17 protein-coding genes are annotated in these 17,954 nt (G+C 72.9%); 6 read left to right on the top strand and 11 right to left on the bottom strand.

Features of this window, described 5'->3' with window-relative positions:
* Positions 1–1,049, top strand: a 1,049-nt coding sequence (locus FGF04_RS09790; protein WP_149510946.1) for a hypothetical protein, incomplete at its 5' end; no start/stop codon positions are given.
* A gap of 80 nt (positions 1,050–1,129) precedes the next feature.
* Here the strand turns inward: FGF04_RS09790 and FGF04_RS09785 are convergent.
* The 9 genes from FGF04_RS09785 to FGF04_RS09740 form a co-directional block, all read right to left on the bottom strand.
* Positions 1,130–1,963: a PIG-L family deacetylase gene (locus FGF04_RS09785; RefSeq protein ID WP_149510874.1), complete on the bottom strand. Its 834-nt coding sequence runs from the start codon at positions 1,961–1,963 to the stop codon at positions 1,130–1,132.
* 290 nt (positions 1,964–2,253) lie between these two features.
* The gene (locus FGF04_RS09775) at positions 2,254–3,123 is read right to left on the bottom strand and encodes an MFS transporter (RefSeq protein ID WP_223146364.1); all 870 of its coding nucleotides are present in this window, start codon (positions 3,121–3,123) and stop codon (positions 2,254–2,256) included.
* Between the two features lie 13 nt (positions 3,124–3,136).
* Positions 3,137–4,387: a 2-hydroxyacyl-CoA dehydratase family protein gene (locus FGF04_RS09770; protein ID WP_149510873.1), complete on the bottom strand. Its 1,251-nt coding sequence runs from the start codon at positions 4,385–4,387 to the stop codon at positions 3,137–3,139.
* Positions 4,384–5,505, bottom strand: coding sequence for a 2-hydroxyacyl-CoA dehydratase family protein (locus FGF04_RS09765; RefSeq protein WP_149510872.1), 1,122 nt, complete (start codon positions 5,503–5,505; stop codon positions 4,384–4,386). Before FGF04_RS09765 ends, FGF04_RS09770 begins: the two co-directional genes overlap by 4 nt.
* A gap of 72 nt (positions 5,506–5,577) precedes the next feature.
* The gene (locus FGF04_RS09760; RefSeq protein WP_149510871.1) at positions 5,578–6,816 is read right to left on the bottom strand and encodes a CaiB/BaiF CoA transferase family protein; all 1,239 of its coding nucleotides are present in this window, start codon (positions 6,814–6,816) and stop codon (positions 5,578–5,580) included.
* Positions 6,813–7,955: a CapA family protein gene (locus tag FGF04_RS09755; protein ID WP_149510870.1), complete on the bottom strand. Its 1,143-nt coding sequence runs from the start codon at positions 7,953–7,955 to the stop codon at positions 6,813–6,815. Before FGF04_RS09755 ends, FGF04_RS09760 begins: the two co-directional genes overlap by 4 nt.
* Positions 7,952–8,782, bottom strand: a complete 831-nt coding sequence (locus FGF04_RS09750) for an amino acid ABC transporter ATP-binding protein (RefSeq protein ID WP_149510869.1) — start codon at positions 8,780–8,782, stop codon at positions 7,952–7,954. Before FGF04_RS09750 ends, FGF04_RS09755 begins: the two co-directional genes overlap by 4 nt.
* The gene (locus FGF04_RS09745; RefSeq protein WP_223146363.1) at positions 8,779–9,738 is read right to left on the bottom strand and encodes an amino acid ABC transporter permease; all 960 of its coding nucleotides are present in this window, start codon (positions 9,736–9,738) and stop codon (positions 8,779–8,781) included. The genes FGF04_RS09750 and FGF04_RS09745 overlap by 4 nt, the downstream gene beginning before the upstream one ends.
* Positions 9,739–9,741: 3 nt before the next feature.
* Entirely contained in the window at positions 9,742–10,665 is a 924-nt protein-coding gene (locus tag FGF04_RS09740) for a transporter substrate-binding domain-containing protein (RefSeq protein WP_149510868.1), read from the bottom strand.
* A 136-nt stretch (positions 10,666–10,801) separates the two neighbouring features.
* On the opposite strand from FGF04_RS09740, the gene FGF04_RS09735 reads away from it, so the two are divergent.
* Complete coding sequence (locus tag FGF04_RS09735; protein WP_149510867.1) at positions 10,802–11,809, top strand: PaaX family transcriptional regulator; 1,008 nt, start codon at positions 10,802–10,804, stop codon at positions 11,807–11,809.
* A 16-nt stretch (positions 11,810–11,825) separates the two neighbouring features.
* Here FGF04_RS09735 and FGF04_RS09730 read toward each other — a convergent pair whose 3' ends face one another.
* Complete coding sequence (locus tag FGF04_RS09730) at positions 11,826–12,305, bottom strand: MarR family winged helix-turn-helix transcriptional regulator (RefSeq protein WP_149510866.1); 480 nt, start codon at positions 12,303–12,305, stop codon at positions 11,826–11,828.
* 186 nt (positions 12,306–12,491) lie between these two features.
* Between FGF04_RS09730 and FGF04_RS09725 the strand changes: the two genes are divergently transcribed.
* From FGF04_RS09725 to FGF04_RS09710, 4 genes are read left to right on the top strand one after another with little or no spacing between them, the layout of a single operon-like run.
* The gene (locus tag FGF04_RS09725; protein WP_149510865.1) at positions 12,492–13,403 is read left to right on the top strand and encodes an SDR family oxidoreductase; all 912 of its coding nucleotides are present in this window, start codon (positions 12,492–12,494) and stop codon (positions 13,401–13,403) included.
* 1 nt (position 13,404) lies between these two features.
* A complete protein-coding gene (locus FGF04_RS09720; protein WP_188114021.1) occupies positions 13,405–14,292 on the top strand; it encodes an amidohydrolase family protein in 888 nt (295 codons plus the stop codon).
* An 11-nt stretch (positions 14,293–14,303) separates the two neighbouring features.
* A complete protein-coding gene (locus FGF04_RS09715; RefSeq protein WP_149510864.1) occupies positions 14,304–15,839 on the top strand; it encodes an acyl-CoA synthetase in 1,536 nt (511 codons plus the stop codon).
* Between the two features lie 13 nt (positions 15,840–15,852).
* Positions 15,853–16,311 carry a MaoC family dehydratase gene (locus FGF04_RS09710; RefSeq protein ID WP_149510863.1) on the top strand — a complete coding sequence of 153 codons (459 nt, stop codon included), beginning with the start codon at positions 15,853–15,855 and terminating at the stop codon, positions 16,309–16,311.
* Positions 16,312–16,344: 33 nt separating this feature from the next.
* On the opposite strand, the gene FGF04_RS09705 is transcribed toward FGF04_RS09710, so the two are convergent.
* Positions 16,345–17,919, bottom strand: coding sequence for an acyl-CoA synthetase (locus tag FGF04_RS09705; protein ID WP_149510862.1), 1,575 nt, complete (start codon positions 17,917–17,919; stop codon positions 16,345–16,347).
* Between the last annotated feature and the right edge of the window lie 35 nt (positions 17,920–17,954).

The following is a 17,954-nucleotide window of genomic DNA, read 5'->3' as shown; positions in this document are numbered from 1 at the left end:
ACCCCCCGCACTCCGCCCAGGAAGCGGCCGGCCCGCGCAAGGTGCCGGTCCCCCGCTCCGCGCCCGCGCCGCGCCGCCCCCGGCACGGGAAGATCGCGCAGCGCATCGTCCCGTACGAGCTGCGGCCCCTGGCCCTGCGGGACGAACTCGTCGAGCTCGGCGACCTGTTCCGCGCCTACCAGCAGCGCACCGAGCCCGATCTGGCGTACCTCGCCGACCTCCACACCCGCAAGGCGCGCGCCTTCGCCACCTGGGCCGAGATCACCGGCGACGGCTGCCTGCGCCGGGACGCCCGGCGGGCCGAACAGGCCGCCGACGCCGCTCGCCTGCAGCACCAGCAGCGCACCGGGCAGACCCCCGACGGCGGCCGGGCGGCGGTGGCGCGCCTGCTGACCGGGCACGTGCTGTGGGAGCACGCACGGACCGTCCTGGCGCACGTCGCCGACCACGCCCCGCTGCCCGGCCCCCAGGCCCGCCTGCTCACGCTGGTGCTCACCCTGCGCACCGCCCACACCGGCAGCGGCAACCTCGTCGGGCAGGACGTCACCGCCCTGGGGCTGAGCGAACCGGAAGCCCTCGTCGAGCAGCTGACCGGCTGCGGCTGGCTGGTCCTGCCCGGCACGGTCGGTGAGCTGCTCGCCTCCCGGCCGGAGAACGCCACCCCGGTCACCGTGCCCTGCCTCACGCCCCGTCAGGACGCGGCCGGGCCCTTCACGTTCGGCAGGAAGACGCGTCCCAAGCTCAGCGGATGGGCCCAGAAGGTGATCTCGGACAAGAAGCTCCGCAAGGCCAAGGCCACCGCGGGCGCCCGGCTGCTCGCCCTGACGCTGGCCACGCAGTGCGGCTCCGACGGGCGCATCGGCCCCCACGGCCAGGGCGCCGGCGCCGGATTCGCCGCCTCCCGCAGCGCTGTCGCGCCCGGCGAGCTGCAGCCCCTGGTGGACCAGCTGGTCGCGGCGGACTGGCTCGCCGAGGCCGCCCTCGACGACACGCACCTCACCGGCCGGCTGTCCGAGCGCGTCCTGCCCCTGTCCTGTCCGCTTGCCTGACCGGCCCGCGGCGACAGCGAAACAGGGGGCAGGAGCAGGAACAGGGGGGTGAGCGGGGTGGGCCGGGCGTTCGCGCAGGGTCAGCGCAGTCCGGCGAAGAGGTCGTTCTCGGGTACGGGCGCGCCGGTGGAGTCCTGGACGCGCAGGAAGGTCTCCGTGCCCATCAGCTCGGCGAACCGCTCCTTGCCCATCCTGAGGAAGAAGATGTTCTCGCCCTGACTGGCGTGCGCGGCCAGCGCGTCGTACTTCTGGCCGCTGAACGCGGTGGTGTCCACCCAGGTGGTGACCTCGTCGTCGGGAAGGCCCATCTCGGCGACCGCGGCGGCCTCGGCGGGGTCCGGCTCCGGCACGTCCTCCTGGAACTCGCGCATGGCCTCGCCGAAGCGCCGCAGCCCCGAGCGGGGCATCGTGGTCCAGTACACCTTCGGCGTCAGGTCGGTCATCTCCACCGCCGCCATCGTGATGCGGTGGGCCTGGATGTGGTCGGGGTGGCCGTAGAAGCCGTTCTCGTCGTAGGTGACGACCACATCGGGCCGGTAGTGCCGCATGAGGTCCGCCAGCCGGGCCGCGGCCTCCTGCACGGGGGTCTGCCAGAACGCTCCGGGAGCCTCGTTGGTCGGCCAGCGCATCATCCCGGAGTCGGCGTAGCCGAGCGTCTCCAGATCGCTGATCTTCAAGACCTCGCAGCTCGCCTCCAGCTCCGCCCGGCGCATCGCGGCCACCGCCGCCGGATCGTGCCCGGGATCGCCCGGCTTCACGCCCCCCGGCCCGTCCCCGCACCCGCCGTCGGTACACGTCACGAGCACCGTGCGGAAGCCTTCCGCCGCATACCGCGCCAGGACCCCTCCGGTGCTGGTGGCCTCGTCGTCGGGGTGGGCGTGCACGGCCATGAGCGTCAAGGGCCTGTCGGTCATGAGAAGTCTCCCTGCGTGAATGCGTCCTGCTACGGACACGCGGCGGGCGCGCCGCGATCTGGGGGTCCGGATCCCGGTGGGGCGGACGACCCCATGGTCTCCGCATGTCCCACCCGTACGGCGCCGGACCCCCCGGCCGGTGCAACCGTGCCGCCGGCACCGGCTGTCCGCAGGTCGGCACGATGATCGTCGCCTCCGCCGTGTCCGGCCGGCTGATCAGCCGCACCGGCCGCTGGAAGGTGTTCCCGGTCGTCGGCTGCGCCCTGGTGACGGCCGGCGCCGTGCTGCTGTCACCCCTCGCGCCGGACACCCCGGGATGGTGGCTCGCCGGCGCGATGGCCGTCCTCGGCGCCGGCACCGGACTGACCCAGCAGGTGCTGGTGCTGGTCGCGCAGAACGCCGTCGGGCCCGCCGACAGCAGGACGACGGCGCCGGAGGCACCCGCCGTGAGCAGGGCGCCGCCGAGCAGGTCGACGTCCCCGCGGGGCGCGGCGGGGACGCTCCGCGGTGCGAGGCGGACGAGGGCCCGCCGACAGCAGGACGACGGCGCCGGAGGCACCCGCCGTGAGCAGGGCGCCGCCGAGCAGGTCGACGTCCCCGCGGGGCGCGGCGGGGACGCTCCGCGGTGCGAGGCGGACGAGGACCGCCGCGGCCAGGGCCACGGGGATCACGCCGAGGAAGCACCAGCGCCAGCCGGGTCCGGGCGCCCCCACCAGCAGGCCTCCGACGAGCGGTCCCGCCACCGAGGCGGTGCCGAAGGACACCCCGAACCAGCCGGTGTACAGGCCCCGTTCGCGTGCCGGGACCAGTCCGGCGACGAGGGCATTGGTGAGGGCGAGGATGCCGCCGGCCCCGGCGCCCTGCACGGCGCGGCCCGCCAGCAGGAGGCCCATCGCGGGTGCGCACCCGGCCAGCAGGGACCCGGCGACGAACACCCCCAGCGCGGCGAGGAGCAGGTCCCTCGGCCCGCGCCGGTCGGCGGCCTTCCCCCACAGCGGGGTCGCCACGGTCATGGTGAGCAGCGCGGCGCTCGCCACCCACGGCACCTGGTCCTGGCCGCCCAGCTCACCGGCGATCGTCGGCAGGGCGATGCCGACGATCGTGTTGGTCAGGGAGCCGACGAAGAGGGCGGCCAGGGCGCCGGAAAGCACCGCCGGCATCGACGGCACCGCGTCAGCCGCCCGGGCGGACACGCCGGTCGAGCCAGTCGCCCACGGTGCGGGTGAGGATGTCGGGTCCTGCGTCGCGCGCGTCGACGTTGTCGGCGTGCAGTTCCAGGACGGGGATGCCGGCCGCTTCCAGCGCGCGGGTGGTGAAGTAGCTGCCGCGCGCGTCGTCGGAGACGAGGTGGACGACGCCGTCGACCCCGTGGGTCCGGGCCTCCTTGACGTACCACTCGGCCGACCAGGGCGGGGTGTAGAGCTGGTCGGAGAAGGCGGCGAAGCGGGCGGCCAGGGCGCGCAGCGGGTCGTCGCCGTAGCGCAGGTAGCCGTCGGCGGCGATGGCCAGGTACATCGACCAGACGAACACCGCGCCGTGGCTGTCCTCGAAGCGCCGGTAGAAGTCGAGGTCGAACCAGAGGCCGCGGCCGATCCACATCAGGCGGGTCCGCTCGGCGGGGCACACCGCGGCGCCGGCGGTCACCCGCTCGGCCACCTCGTCGTGGAAGGCGCGGGCGGCGTCGCGGGCCCAGACGGTGCCCCGGTGCCACTGCGGGATCATCACGCTGGGGATGGAGTCGTTGACGGGCAGCGGGCAGGGGCGGGCCCGGGCGATCAGGTCGCGGGTGCGGCGGTTCCACTCCTGCTGCTCGTTGACGAGGTCCATGACCTCGGCGAAGCGCGTCTCGGAGAAGGTACGGCCGGTGGTCTGCTCCAGGAAGCGGACGAGCCCTTCGAGTTCGCCGGTCATGAGGTCGAGGCGGTCGCTGCCGACGGCCTGCTCCCAGTTGCGCGGCATCAGCTCCCACCAGCGGACCGGGACGTCGTTCTCGGCGGCGCTCTCCAGCGGGTAGAAGGAGACGCCGGGCTGGTCGTCCCAGATGTCGAAGACCTTCCGCGAGGTGTCGCCGGTGGTCTCCGCGAGCACGATCGACGGCCGGGGCAGCCCGCCCCAGGGCGCGTTCGCCGGGTCCGGGTCGAAGACCGAGGCCAACGGGATCGAGCTGTACTGCTCGCTGTCGTCGGGCAGGCCGCGTGCGCGCAGCAGACCGAGGTAGTCCTGGGCGCGCCGCTTGGCCGTGACGACCGAGGACCACCACTGGTTGACGACGTACGGGATGCCCATGGTGCGGAAGATCTCCTGCGGGGCGTCGGCGTTGACCAGCGCGAGCGGCGCGCCGTCGGCCACTTCCCGGCGCAGGGAGGCGAACCACTCGCGCTGGTACGTGGTCGCCGCGGACGCCGAGTTCAGGCGGGCGCTCATCGGACGGCCTGCGCGTGCGTACGCGACCGCAGCGCCGCGAGGGTCTCGACGGCCTCGTGGTCGAGTCCGCCGTAGGGCTGCCGGGAGAGCAGGACGGACGGCAGGCCGGTCGCGGCCTGCTGGGCCGCGTAGTCCCAGGGCGGTGCGTCGTCGCGTACCCGGGCGTAGCCGACGAGGACCTCGGCGCCGCAGGCCGCGGCCTCGCGGCGGGTGTGCTCGGCGCGGGTGCGGATCGCGGCGCGCGGCGCGGCGGGCCCGTTGTGCTGGTAGCGCTCGGCGAGCGCCGCCTCGGTGGGGACGCCGGTGCGGCGCCGGTACAGCAGGTCGCCCCGGTCGTGGTCCTCGCCGACGACCAGGAAGCCCAGCTCCTCCAGCGCGCGGTAGACGTGGGCGGTGTCGTGCGGGCTTCCGGTGAGGAACACCCGCGTCCCCTCGTACTCGGGCAACTCGTCGGCCTCGGCCAGCAGTTGTTCCAGCAGCCCGCAGGCGAGGCCGACCGGAAGCGTCGTCGTCGCGGCGACGACGGTCAGCGCCTGGGTGCCGGTGAGGCGGGCGGGGCGGCTGCGGCGCAGACCGGCGACCCGCGCGAGGYGCTGCCTGAGCCGGTCGTGGGCGGTGATCGCCTCCGTGAGCGCGGTGTCGTCGATCGCGCGTCCGGCCCAGGTCTCGGCGACGGCCCGGAACTGGGCGAACTTGGCGCGGACGTAGCGGGTGGTGGTGCGGTGCGGCAGGTGCAGGACGTCGACGAGGTGGACCGGCGGGAGCGCCAGGGCCGGCTCGACGCGGCGCAGCTCGCGCAGCGCGTAGAACAGGCGGGTGGACGCCTCGCAGTCCCGGGAGACGACGATGCCGTCCAGTGGTCCGTAGCCGGCGTCGAGGAGGCGGGTGAGGACCGAGCGGGCGGCGGGGTCGAGGCCGGTGCCGAGGTAGCGGTCGCCGGCCGTGCTCGGCACGTGCGGGTCGCCGGACAGTCGCAGGGGCAGCAGTCCGGCGGCGGTGAGGTACTCCACGGGTACGTCGGCGCCGACGTACCCGATCACCGGGCCGCGGTGGTGCGGGCGCCCACCGGCGGTGCGGGCGCTGCCGTGGGAGACGAGCTGCGCCAGGGCAGCTGACATGGCTGTTCCTCCAGGTGGTGCAGGGTGCGGCGCCAGGTACGGCGCGAGGTGCGGCGCGAGGTGCGGCGCGGTTCAGATCACCGATGCGGCGGCGAGTTCGGCGATGTCGTCCGCGCTGTAGCCGAGCTTGTTCCGGTAGACCTCGTCGTTGTGCTCGCCGAGGGCGGGGGCGGGCCGGTCGAACCCGGCCCGGGCGGCGGAGAACCGGATGGGGATGCCGGTGGTGGCCAGGCCCTCGACCGTGCCGTGGACGGGGTGGATCACCGGCACGACCTCTTCGCGCGCCCGCACCAGGGGGTCGCGCACGGCGTCGCGGGGGTCGCGCACCTCGGCCGCGGGCACGCCTTCGGCGGTGAACAGGCGCAGCGCCTCCTCGGTGGTGCGCGCGCTCGTCCACTCCCGTATGAGGGCGTGGATCTCGTCGGCGTTGCGGACCCGCTGGTCGCGGGTGTGGAAGCGGGTGTCCTCGGTCAGGTCCGGGCGGCCGATGGCCCGGAGCACTCCATGGGCGAAGGCGTCGGTGGGCGCGGACAGGGCGAGGTGTCCGTCGGCGGTGGGCAGGATGCCGAAGGGCGCGAGGCGGGGCACCATCGCGCCGGTGCGCTGCTCCATGCCGACCGCGGCGAAGGCGTCGAAGGGTTCGCACGCCACCAGGGAGGTGAGCGCGCCCAGCATGGAGACGTCGACGTGCTGGCCCTCGCCGCTCTGGTCGGCCTGCATGAGCGCGGAGAGGGTGCCGACGACGGCGAAGAGCGGGGCGAGCATGTCGCCGACGGGCAGGCCGAAGCGGACCGGTCCCTCGTCGGGTTCGCCGGCGGTGAGCATGACGCCGGACAGCGCCTGGATGATGGAGTCCATCGCCTTGCCGGAGCCGGGGCCGCCCTGGCTGCCGAACCCGGTGATCGAGGTGTAGACCAGCCGCGGGTTGAGTGCGTGGACGGCGGCGTAGTCGATGCCGAGACGGCCGGTGACGCCGGGGCTGTAGTTCTCCACCAGGATGTCGGCGTCGCGCACCAGGTCGGCGAAGACCCGGTGGGAGCGCTCGTCCTTGAGGTTGAGGGTGACGCTGAGCTTGTTGCGGCCCCGGGCGAGCATGGAGACGGACATGTCGTCGGGTCCCTGCCGGGACAGGGAGAGCCCGTCGCCGCCCGCGTAGGGGGCGTTGTTGCGCGAGGAGTCGCCGCCGGTCGCCGGGTTCTCCACCTTGATGACCGTGGCGCCGAGTCCCGCGAGGAGCAGGGTCGCGTAGGGACCGGCGAGCGCGGTCGTCAGGTCGACGACGGTACGCCCGGCGAGTGGCTGGTCGCTCATGATGCCCTTTCGGTGGTGAGCTGGATCAGTACGCGGCCGTCCTTGCGGACGAACCGGCCGTTGAGGCCCGCCCGGCGGGTGATGTCCTCGATGTAGTCGGCGACGCGCCCGCCCTCCTCGGTGTCGCCGCAGGGCACCGGGCGTCCCCGGTCGTCGATCCAGCAGGGTTCGAAGCCGGCCTCGACCAGGCCCTCGCCGTCGAAGCGGCACACGGCGATCGCGGTGTTGCGGCTCTCGGGGTGGAAGGGGTAGGCGGGCATGTCCGGGCCGGGGGCGAAGCCGTACAGCTCCTTGCGGCGGTGCGCCCAGGCGGTCAGTTCGGCGCTGGAGCGGCTGCTTGCGTCGGGGGTCAGGGCGCGGGTGACGGTGACGAAGTTGCCGAGGCCGTGGAAGATGGGCCGGCCGCGGTAGGTCTCGATGCCCCGCATGATGTGGGCGTGGTGCCCGAAGACGGCGTCGGCGCCGGCGTCGATGGCGGCGCGGGCCACCGGTGACTCGTACATCGCGACGGCCGCCGGGGTGTGCCCGACGCCCTTGTGGAGTCCGACGAGGACGACGTCGGCCTGCTCGCGCAGCCGGGCCACGTCCGCTTCGAGGACGGCGAGGCTCTCGGGGTCGGCGAAGGTGTAGATCCTCGGCGGGCCGCCGGGGCTGGCGTGGTCGAGTTCGTAGTGGGTCAGGACGTGGACGTAGGCGCAGCCCGCCTTGCCCGAGGTGGCCCAGGACTCGCGCGGGCCCACGCAGTTGTAGGAGAGGACGCCGACGCGCAGGCCACCGCGCTCGACGACGGCGGGGGTCCTGGCCTCGGCCAGGTTCGCGCCGGCGCCGACGGGGACCAGTCCGGCGGCGCGGGCGTGGGCGACGGTGTCGGCGACGCCCTCGGAGCCGGCGTCGTGGATGTGGTTGCCGGCGAGGGTGACGACGTCGAAGCCGGCGTCGGCGAGCGCGGTCAGTGCCGCAGGGTCGGCCGGGGGCGCGGGGACGTCGGTGCTCTGCCGGACGGTGGTGGTCGAGTGGGGTACCTCGACGTGGCCGACGGTGACGTCGGCGGCCTTCAGCAGGGCCGCGGCGGGCGCCAGGTAGGAGGCGGGGTCGGGTTCGTCGAGGATGAGGTCCCCGACCGAGGCTACGGTGATCAAGAGACGGTCTCCTGTGCGGTGGGGAGGCTGTCGCGGGGCGGGGTCCCATGCCGCTGCGCTTCGCGGTGCCGGGCGAGGAAGGMGCGCAGGCGTGCCGTGCGCGGGGCGGTGAGCATCTCGTCGGGCGCGCCGCTCTCCACGATGCGGCCGGCCTCCATGAAGACGCAGCGGTCGGCGACCTCGCGGGCGAAGTCGATCTCGTGGGTGACGACGACCATGGTCATGCCCTCGGCGGCGAGCTGCCGCATCACGGCGAGGACCTCGTCGACCAGTTCCGGGTCGAGGGCGCTGGTGGGTTCGTCGAAGAGCATGACGCGCGGGTGTGCGGCGACGGCCCGGGCGATGGCGACGCGTTGCTGCTGGCCGCCGGAGAGCTGGCGCGGGTAGTGCTCGGCACGGTCGCCGAGGCCGACCCGTTCCAGCAGTTGGCGTGCTTCGGCCTCGGCGTCGGCGCGGGGCCGACCGTGGACCCGTACCGGCGCCTCGGTGATGTTGCGCAGCACCGTGAAGTGGGGGATGAGGTGGAACTGCTGGAAGACCATGCTCATCCGGCTGCGCTGGGCGGCGACGCGGCGGGCGTTCAGCGGGCGCAGGCCGCCGCGGTGCCGTTCGTGGCCGAGCAGTTCGCCGTCCAGGTAGACGGCGCCGGAGTCGATGGTCTCCAGCTGGTGCACACAGCGGATCAGGGTCGACTTGCCCGAGCCGGAGGGGCCGATGACGGTGACGACCTCTCCTTCGAAGACGTCGAGGTCGATGCCGTCGAGTGCGGCGCGGCCGCCGAAGTCCTTGTGTACGCCCCGTACGCGCAGGGCGGGTTCACCGGTCATGCGGTCGCTCCGTCGGGGATGTGTTTGCCGTCGGGGGTGTGCTTGCCGTCAGGGATGTGTTTGGGGCGGCGGACGTGGGCTGCGGGGGTGTGGCCGCGGGAGAAGTGCCGTTCCAGCCGGCGCTGTCCGAAGGTGAACAGGGTGACCACGGCGAGGTACCAGAGGCAGGCCACGATGAGCAGCGGGACGATCTCGTAGGTGCGGTTGTAGATGACCTGGACCGAGTGGAGCAGGTCGGCCATGGCGATCACCGACACCAGTGCGGTGCCCTTGAGGACGCTGATGAACTGACTGCCGCCCGGCGGGATGATGACGCGCATGGCCTGCGGCAGCACGACGCGGAAGAAGGTCTGTGCGGGGGTCAGACCCATGGCGCGGGCGGCGTCGCGCTGGCCCTGTTCCACGCCCAGCAGGCCGCCGCGGATGATCTCGGCCATGTACGCCGACTCCACCAGGGACAGGCCGATCACCGCGGCCGTCACGGGGGTGATCACGTCGTTGGCGTCCCAGGAGGCGAACTCCGGGCCGAAGGGGACGCCGAGGGAGATGCGCGGCAGCAGATAGGCCAGGTTGAACCAGAAGATGAGCTGCACCAGCGGCGGGATGCCGCGGAAGACACCGATGTAGAGGGTGGCGGCCCAGCGCACCGGCGCGAAGTCCGAGAGCTGGGCGGCGGCGAGCAGCGCTCCGACGACGGCGCCGATGGCGGTGGCCGCGAGGGCGAGCCAGACGGTGGTGCCGAGGCCGGAGAGGACCGAGGGGTCGAAGAGGTAGTCGCCGACGACGTCCCATTCGAGGCGTTCGTTGGTCACGAGGAAGTGCCCGAGCAGGAAGGCGGCGAGGGCCAGGAGCGCGCCGGCCACCACCCGCCACGGCCGTACGCGCCGCCTGGAGCGGGCGACGTCGTCGGTCCAGGTGCCGGCGGGACGGTCGGTCAGGACCGGGGATCCGGGCACGGTTCAGCCCTCTTCGCCGGCGATGTTGAGCACGGGCTCGTCGACCATCACGTCGGTGAGTCCCCAGTGCTTCATCACGCGCCGGTACTCGCCGTTGTCGACGAGTTCCTGGAAGGCCTTGTGGACCACGGGGCCGAGTCCGCCGTCCTTGGGGACGAGCAGGGCGAGGTTGTCGGTGGTGGCGCCCTGCTGCTCGGTCTGCGTGACGTAGGTGTATGTGTCCTTCTGGGCGCCTGTGACGTCGATGGCGGCGGCCTGGGTCATTCCGGCGGCGTCGGCCCGGCCGGACCGCGCGGCGAGCAGGGTGGCGTTGGTGTCGTCCAGGCCGATCGCCGTCGTGGCCCTGTCGCCCTTCCCGGTGCAGTACGCGGACAGCTTCTTGAGCTGGCCCTCCACGACGCTGGACTTGACCACGGCGACCTTCCTGCCGCAGAGGTCGTCGGCCGAGGAGACACCGGCCTTCGACGACTTCGGCAGGACGTAGGCGGTGCGGCTGGTCATCCAGGTGATGGTGTCGAACTGGCGCTCCCGTTCGGCGGTGGCCTGGACGGGGCCGTTGAACGCCTCGTAGCGCCCGCTGAGCATGCCCTGCAGCGCCGCGGGGAGGTTGTTCACGATCTTGATCTCGGTGCGTACGCCGAGCACCCGGCCGAGGGCCTTCTGGAGGTCGGCGTCGATGCCGGTCACGGAGCCGTCGGCGGCCACCGAGCGGAAGGGCGGGTGGGAGTCGCCCGCGAAGCGCAGCACTCCGGAGTCCTGGACGGACCGGGGCAGCGCGTCGTGCAGTGCGGGTACCACGTCGAGGGACGGCGAGGCCGCGTCCTCCTCCTGCGACGCACCGCAGCCCGCGAGAGCCAGTACGCACAGGATCGCGACGGGGAGCGGGCCATGTGTTCGCCATGGTCGGTGGGATCGAGAGTCAGACATGAAGGTGTTCCCTTGCATGAAGTGAGATCCGCGTCATTGTCGGTATCGGTGCCGAGCGTCGCACGAGGTGTCGCCTATGACAAGGGTCGTGCCATACTTCGGTGCGACGCGAAGGCCGGCGAGGAACCGAGGTGCCATGGGGAAGGACCTGCACGGGGCCGGACTGCCCCGGGCGCAGACCGGGGCGGAACCCCAGCTCCTGCTCACCTCCCTGCTGGGCGACTTCTGGTACTGGCGGGACGAACACATCCCCGCCACCGCACTGGTGAGACTGCTCGCCGACTTCGACGTCACCTCGGACGGCGCGCGGGCGGCGATGCGCCGGCTCGCGGCACGCGGCCTGCTGGACACCTCGCGCAGCGGACGCACGACGGCGTACGGCATCCCGCCCCGCACCTCGGAGGTGATCGTCGAGCGCACGCACCGGATGCTGACGTTCGGCACCACCGCGCCGGAGTGGGACGGCCGGTGGACGGTGGTGGCGTTCTCCGTCCCGGAGCAGGCCCGCAGCCTGCGCACCACGCTGCGCTCACGGCTGCGCGTGCTCGGCTTCGCCGCCCTCTACGACGGCGTGTGGGTCTCCCCGCGCGACCTCGGCGCACAGGCGCAGGAACTGCAGCGGGAACTCGGCATAGCCACCGCGACCGTACTGCGCTGCACCACCGTCCCGGGCGGCACCGCACAGGGCGATCCGGTCTCCGCGTTCGACCTGACGGCGCTGACCAAGGAGTACCGCGCCTTCATCGACCGGTACGCCCCGGTGCTCGAACACCTCGACGCGGGCCGCGTCGGTCCGGCGGAAGCGCTGCGCACCCGCACCGAACTGCGGGTCGCCTGGCGCAGTTTCCCGGAGAGCGACCCGGACCTGCCGGCCGCCCTGCTGCCGGACGAGTGGGAACGGCCCCGCGCCCAGCGGATCTTCGTCCAGATCTACGACCGTCTGGGACCGCTCGCCGAACTGCGGTTCCGGCAGATCCTCGCCACGGTCTCCCCCGACCTGGCCGAACTGGCGTCCCACCACGACTCCGCCGCCGTCGCCGCGCTGTACGCGTCGCTGGGTGAGCGCAGGGCGCACGGCGACACCCCCTTCGAACAGGCCGCACAGGCACGCAGGCTGGACGAGGCGACCCGCTCGGAGCCGTGAGCGCCCCGGGAGCGCGTCAGGACAGGGACCGGTGCGCGCTCTTGAGGGCGTTGCGGAAGGCCGCGACACCGGCGGGGTCCAGTTCCCGCACCATGCGCTCCTCCAGGCGCCGGGCCGGTTCGGCGTGCTCCGCCAGCAGTCGGCGCCCGGGGGCGGTGAGCCTGATGKCCTTTTCCCGCCGGTTGCGGGGATGCGGTTCGCGCCGGACGAGGTCCCTGCTCTCCAGCGCGCGGACCATGTCGGCCATCGACTGCGCGGTGACGAAGGAGTCCCGGGCGAGCTGCGCGGCGGAGATGCCGTCGTGGCGTTCGAGCACGGTCAGCGCGGTGTACTGCAGAGCGGTGACCCCGGCGGGCTTGAGGAGTTCCTCCAGCCTGGCCCGCACGACGAGTTCGGTCCGCTTGAGCAGGTAGAGCAGGGAGGGTCCCGCCTCCGCCCCGTCAGCGGCCCCGCCCGTGGTCCCGTCCGCGGCCGCGGGGTGCGTCGTCTCCGTCATGCCGTTCCTCCCCTGGCAGCCGTCCGGCCCGTCACCACGGCCACCCTAAGCCATTGACAGGAATCCTGATGAATGAGAACACTGGATCCGACCGACAGGATTCCTGTCAATTTCTTCCGGTGGCTCACCTCCGGTCGCTCACCTCCGGACCACCCGCCGTCACCCGCAACAGGAAGAGGCGCAGTCATGGACCTGCACGGCAAAGTCGCCGTCGTCACCGGAAGCGGACGCGGGCTGGGGCTGGCGTACGCCCGCGCCCTCGCCGCGGCCGGAGCCCGCGTCGTCGTCAACGACGTGGACGCGGAAGCGGTGGACGCCGCGGTCGCCTCGATCACCTCGGCCGGCGGCGAAGCGGTCGGCGCGGTGGCCGCGGTGGGCGACAGCGCGGCCGCCGAACTGCTGACCGACACCGCGGTACGGGAGTTCGGGCGGCTGGACGTCCTCGTCACCAACGCCGGCATCCTGCGGGACCGGGTGCTGTGGAAGATGACCGACGACGACTTCGACGCCGTGGTCGAGGTCCACCTGCGCGGCACCTTCACCTGCGCCCGCGCGGCCGCGGTCCGGATGCGCGAACAGGGCGAGGGCGGCCGCATCGTGCTGATCTCCTCCCCCGCCGGCCAGCGCGGCAACTTCGGCCAGACCAACTACGCCGCCGCCAAGGCCGGCATCGTGGCCATGGCCCGCACCTGGGCCATGGAGCTGGCCCGGGCGGGCATCACCGTCAACGCGGTCGTCCCCGTCGCGGCCACCGAGATGACCAGGACCATCCCGGCCTTCGCGCCGGTCATCGAGGAGGCCGAGCGCACGGGGGCGCCGCTTCCCGGATGGCTGCGCAGGGACGAGGGCCTCGGCACCGTGGAGGACGTGGCGGGCCTCATCACCTTCCTCGCCTCCGACAGCTCCAAGGACGTCACCGGTCAGGCCATCGGTATCGGCGGCGACCGCCTCGCGCTGTGGTCCCACCCGTCGGAGAAGGCGGTCGTCTTCCGCGAGGGCGGCTGGAGCGCCGACGCGATCGCCGAGCGGTGGCACGAGACGGTGGGCGCCGAGCCCGAGACGTACGGCATCCCCGCGCCGAAGGCCCCGGAGGCCTGAGATGGGTGACCAGGCGATCGACGTCACCCACCTGACCGCCATCGACGTGCACACCCACGCCGAGATCTCCAGGAGCGGTCACGGCGCGCTGAGCCCGGAACTCCTCGGCGCCTCCGAGGACCACTTCAAGGCGCACGGCCACCGGCAGCCGTCCATCGACGAGATGGCCGCGTACTACCGGGAACGCCGCATGGCCGCGGTGGTGTTCACCGTGGACGCCGAGCACGCGACCGGCCACCCCCGCATCGCCAACGAGGAGGTGGCCGAGAACTGCGCCGCCCACGGCGACGTGCTCATCCCCTTCGCAAGCATCGACCCGCACAAGGGCCGGGCGGGGGTACGGGAGGCCCGCCGCCTGGTCGAGGAGTACGGGGTGCGCGGCTTCAAGTTCCACCCGAGCATCCAGGCGTTCTCCCCCGACGACCGGCTGGCGTACCCGCTCTACGAGGCGATCGAGGAGCTCGGCGTGCCCGCGCTCTTCCACACCGGGCAGACCGGCATCGGCGCCGGTCTGCCCGGGGGCGGCGGCATCCGGCTGAAGTACTCCAATCCCATGCTCGTCGACGACGTGGCCGTGGATTTCCCCGAGCTGCGGATCATCCTGGCGCACCCCTCCTTCCCCTGGCAGGACGAGGCGCTCGCCGTCGCCACCCACAAGCCGTACGTGTACATCGACCTGTCGGGCTGGTCGCCGAAGTACTTCCCGCCGCAGCTCGTGCGCTACGCCAACTCGCTGCTGCAGGACAAGGTCCTCTTCGGCTCCGACTACCCGGTCATCACCCCCGACCGGTGGCTCGCCGACTTCGGGAAGCTCGACATCAAGCCGGAGGTGCGGCCGAAGATCCTCAAGGAGAACGCCGCCCGGCTGCTCGGTCTGGTCGAGGACTGAAGGAGGACACCGTGCTGAACCAAGGCATCGGTTCCTGGCCCGCGCGCCGGTCCCGCAGAACACCCGGGCGCACGGCACTCGTCCACCGGGACACGGAACTGACCTACCGGGAGCTGTCCGAACGGGTCCTGCGGCTGGCCCACGCCCTGCGCTCCCTCGGGGTGGGCCGCGGGGACCGGGTCGCCTACCTCGGCCCCAACCATCCCGCGTTCCTGGAGACGCTGTTCGCGGCCGGAGTGCTCGGCGCGGTGTTCGTGCCGCTCAACACCCGGCTGACCGCCCCCGAACTCGCGTACGGCCTCGCCGACTCGGGCAGCACCGTCCTGGTGCACGACGCCGGGCACGGCGCACCCGCGGCCGAGGCGTCGGCGAGCAGTGGAGTGGTCCGGCACCGCGTCACCCTCGGCGCGGCCGCACAGGGAGCTCTCGGCTACGAGCGGCTTCTCGCCGGCGGGGGCACCGGGCCGCTGGACGAGCCCGTCGGGCCGGACGATCCCTGCATCATCATGTACACCTCCGGGACGACGGGACGCCCCAAGGGAGCCGTGCTCACCCACGCCAACCTCACCTGGAACAGCCTCAACGTCCTGATCGACACCGAGCTGTCCGGCGACGAGGTGACGCTGGTCGTCGCGCCGCTCTTCCACACCGCCGGACTGGGCATGACCTGCCTGCCGACCCTCCTCAAGGGCGGCCGGGTGATCCTGCTGGAGAGCTTCGACCCGGCACACGTCCTGGACGTCGTCGAGCGCCGGCGGGTGACCTACATGTTCGGCGTCCCCACCATGTACGACGCGATGGCCGCGCAGCCGCGCTGGGCACAGGCCGACCTGTCCAGCCTGCGCTCCCTGAACTGCGGCGGCGCTCCGGTGCCGGCCCGCACCATCGAGACCTATCGCGCACGGGGCCTCGCGCTCAGCCAGGGGTACGGAATGACCGAGGCCTCCCCCGGCGTGCTCCTCCTCGACCGGGAGCAGTCCTCGGCGAAGGCGGGGTCTGCCGGGGTGCCGCACTTCTTCACCGACACCAGGGTGACGCTGCCCGACGGGCGTGACGCCCTTCCCGGTGAACGCGGTGAGGTCCTCGTGCGGGGTCCGAACGTCATGCCCGGTTACTGGAACCGGCCCGAGGAGACCGCGGCGGCCTTCACCGACGACGGCTGGCTGCGTACCGGCGACGTCGCCCGGACGGACGACGACGGGTACGCCTACATCGTCGACCGGCTCAAGGACATGTTCGTCTCCGGCGGGGAGAACGTGTATCCGGCCGAGGTGGAGGACGCGCTGCTGAGCCACCCGGCGGTCCGCGAGTGCGCGGTCGTCGGTGTGCCGGACGCCGTGTGGGGCGAGGTCGGCCACGCGGTCGTGGTCCTGGCCCCGGACGCCCGGGCCGACGGGCCGGAGATCCTCGCGCACCTGCACGGCCGGCTCGCCAAGTACAAGATCCCCAAGACCGTCGTCCTCGCCCCCGGGCTGCCCCGTACGGCCTCGGGAAAGATCGTCAAACCGGCCGTGCGCGAGACCTACGCGCCCCGGCCCACCATCTGAAAGGCAGCGTTCCATGACGACCACCGCCCAGGGCCTCGACGGCCTCACCGCGCTCGCCGGCCGCGACCTCGGCCGTACCGACTGGCTGGAGATCACGCAGGAGCGGGTGAACACCTTCGCCGACGCCACCGGGGACCACCAGTGGATCCACACCGACCCCCAACGCGCGAAGGAGGGGCCGTTCGGCGGCCCCATCGCCCACGGCTACCTCACGCTGTCCCTCGTCATTCCGCTCTTCGGTGACCTGCTGGAGATCCAGGACGTCTCGATGAGCGTCAACTACGGTCTGGAGAAGGTGCGTTTCCCCAGTCCGGTGCCGGTCGGTGCCAGGATCCGCCTGCACGGCACGGTCGGCTCGGTCGAGGAGGTCAAGGGCAACGGGGTGCAGATGCGGCTGGCCTTCACCGTCGAGGTCGAGGGCAGCGCCAAGCCCGCCTGTGCGGCGGAGGCCGTGTACCGGCACTACGCCTGACCGGGAGGCCGTCCGTCCACGCCGCACAGGTCCTCATGGGCGGCGAGGGCGTTCCCCGTGGAGGTCACGGGCCGTCGCCTGCGAGGTGTGGAGCCGGCGCAGGTCCGGCTTGCGGATCTTTCCGGTCGCGGTCTTCGGCAGTGCGTCGGCGAAGCGGACGACGCGGGGGATCTTGAAACCGGCGAGCCGCCCGCGCAACGCGTTCCGGATCGCCTCACCGTCGGCGGTGGTACCCGGCGTGGCGACGACGATGGCAAGGCCCACCTCGCCCCATCGGGTGTCCGGGACGCCGATGACCGCGGCCTCCTGCACCTCGGGCAGTTCCAGCAGCGCGGACTCGACCTCCGCGGGGTAGACGTTCTCACCACCGGAAATGATCATGTCGTGGTAGCGGTCCCTCAGGTACAGGAAGCCCTCCTGGTCGAGGGAGCCGGCGTCACCGGTGCGGTACCACCCGTCGGCGAGCACCTCCGCGGTCCGGTCGGGGTCGTCCCAGTAGCCGGCCATGACGTTGGGTCCTTGGACGAGGACCTCACCGACCTCGTCGACAGCGGTGTCGGTGCCGTCCGGGCGCACCACGCGCAGGTCGGTGAAGAACAGCGGTTTGCCGGCCGAGCCGACCTTGCGGACGGCGTCGGCCGAGGCGAGGACGGTGCATCCGGGTGCGGCCTCGGTCATGCCGTACGCCTGCTGCACCGTGACTCCCCGGRCGAGCCAGGTCCGCAGCGTCGGCAGGGGCAGCGGCGCCCCGGCGGCGCCGACGGTCCGCAGCGCGGAGAGGTCCCGGTCGTGGAAGCCGGGCTCGCGGGCCATCGCGTCGAGCATGGTGGGGACGGCGAAGAACGAGGTGATCCGCTGCTCCTGGATGATCCGCAGCGTGGCGGCGGGGTCGAACCTCCGCACGATCACCGCGCAACCCCCGCGCAGCAGGGTCGGGTTGACCGTGCCGTTGAGCCCGCCGATGTGGAACAGCGGGGCGAGGGCGAGGGTGCGCTCCTCGGCGGTGAAATCCATGCCGAGCGTCTGGTTCACGGCGTTCCAGGTCATGTTGCCGTGGGTGAGGACCGCCCCCTTGGGCCGCCCCGTCGTACCGGAGGTGTACATGATCAAACAGGGGTCCTCCAGGGTCACGGGTTCGTCCCGCGGCTCCGGTTCGGCGGCGGCGAGGAGGTCCTCGTAGGGCAGCGACGCAGAGCTTCCCCCGGCGGGCGGCTCGGCGACCACCCATCGGCGCACCGCAGGCACCCGGTCCCGCAGGGCGCCGACCAGGCCGTCGAGGTCGCGCCCGTGCACGACCACGGTGGCACCGGAGTGCTCCAGGACGTAGGCGGCCTCGGGTGCGGTGAGCCGGGCGTTGACCGGTACCCAGATCGCGCCGAGCTGGGCGCAGGCGTAGAGGACCTCCAGGGCTGCCGGGTGGTTGGCTCCGCACCAGGCGACGCGGTCGCCGCGGCGTACGCCGAGCGCGGCCAGGGCGGCCGCGGCGCGGCGTACCCGGTGGGCGAATCCGGCGTGGGAGGTCGTCGTTCCCTCGAAGTACAGGGCGTCGCTGTCGGGAGAGGCGCGCAGGCGCCGTTCGGGCCAGGAGCCCAGGCCGGCGTCACGCACGGCGTCTCCTTCCGGAGGGGTGGTCCCGGCCGGCC

Source organism: Streptomyces apricus (genome assembly GCF_008369065.1).
Lineage (GTDB): Bacteria > Actinomycetota > Actinomycetes > Streptomycetales > Streptomycetaceae > Streptomyces > Streptomyces apricus.
The sequence above is the reverse complement of the archived record's forward strand: the minus strand, read 5'-3'. Positions and strand labels throughout refer to the sequence as shown.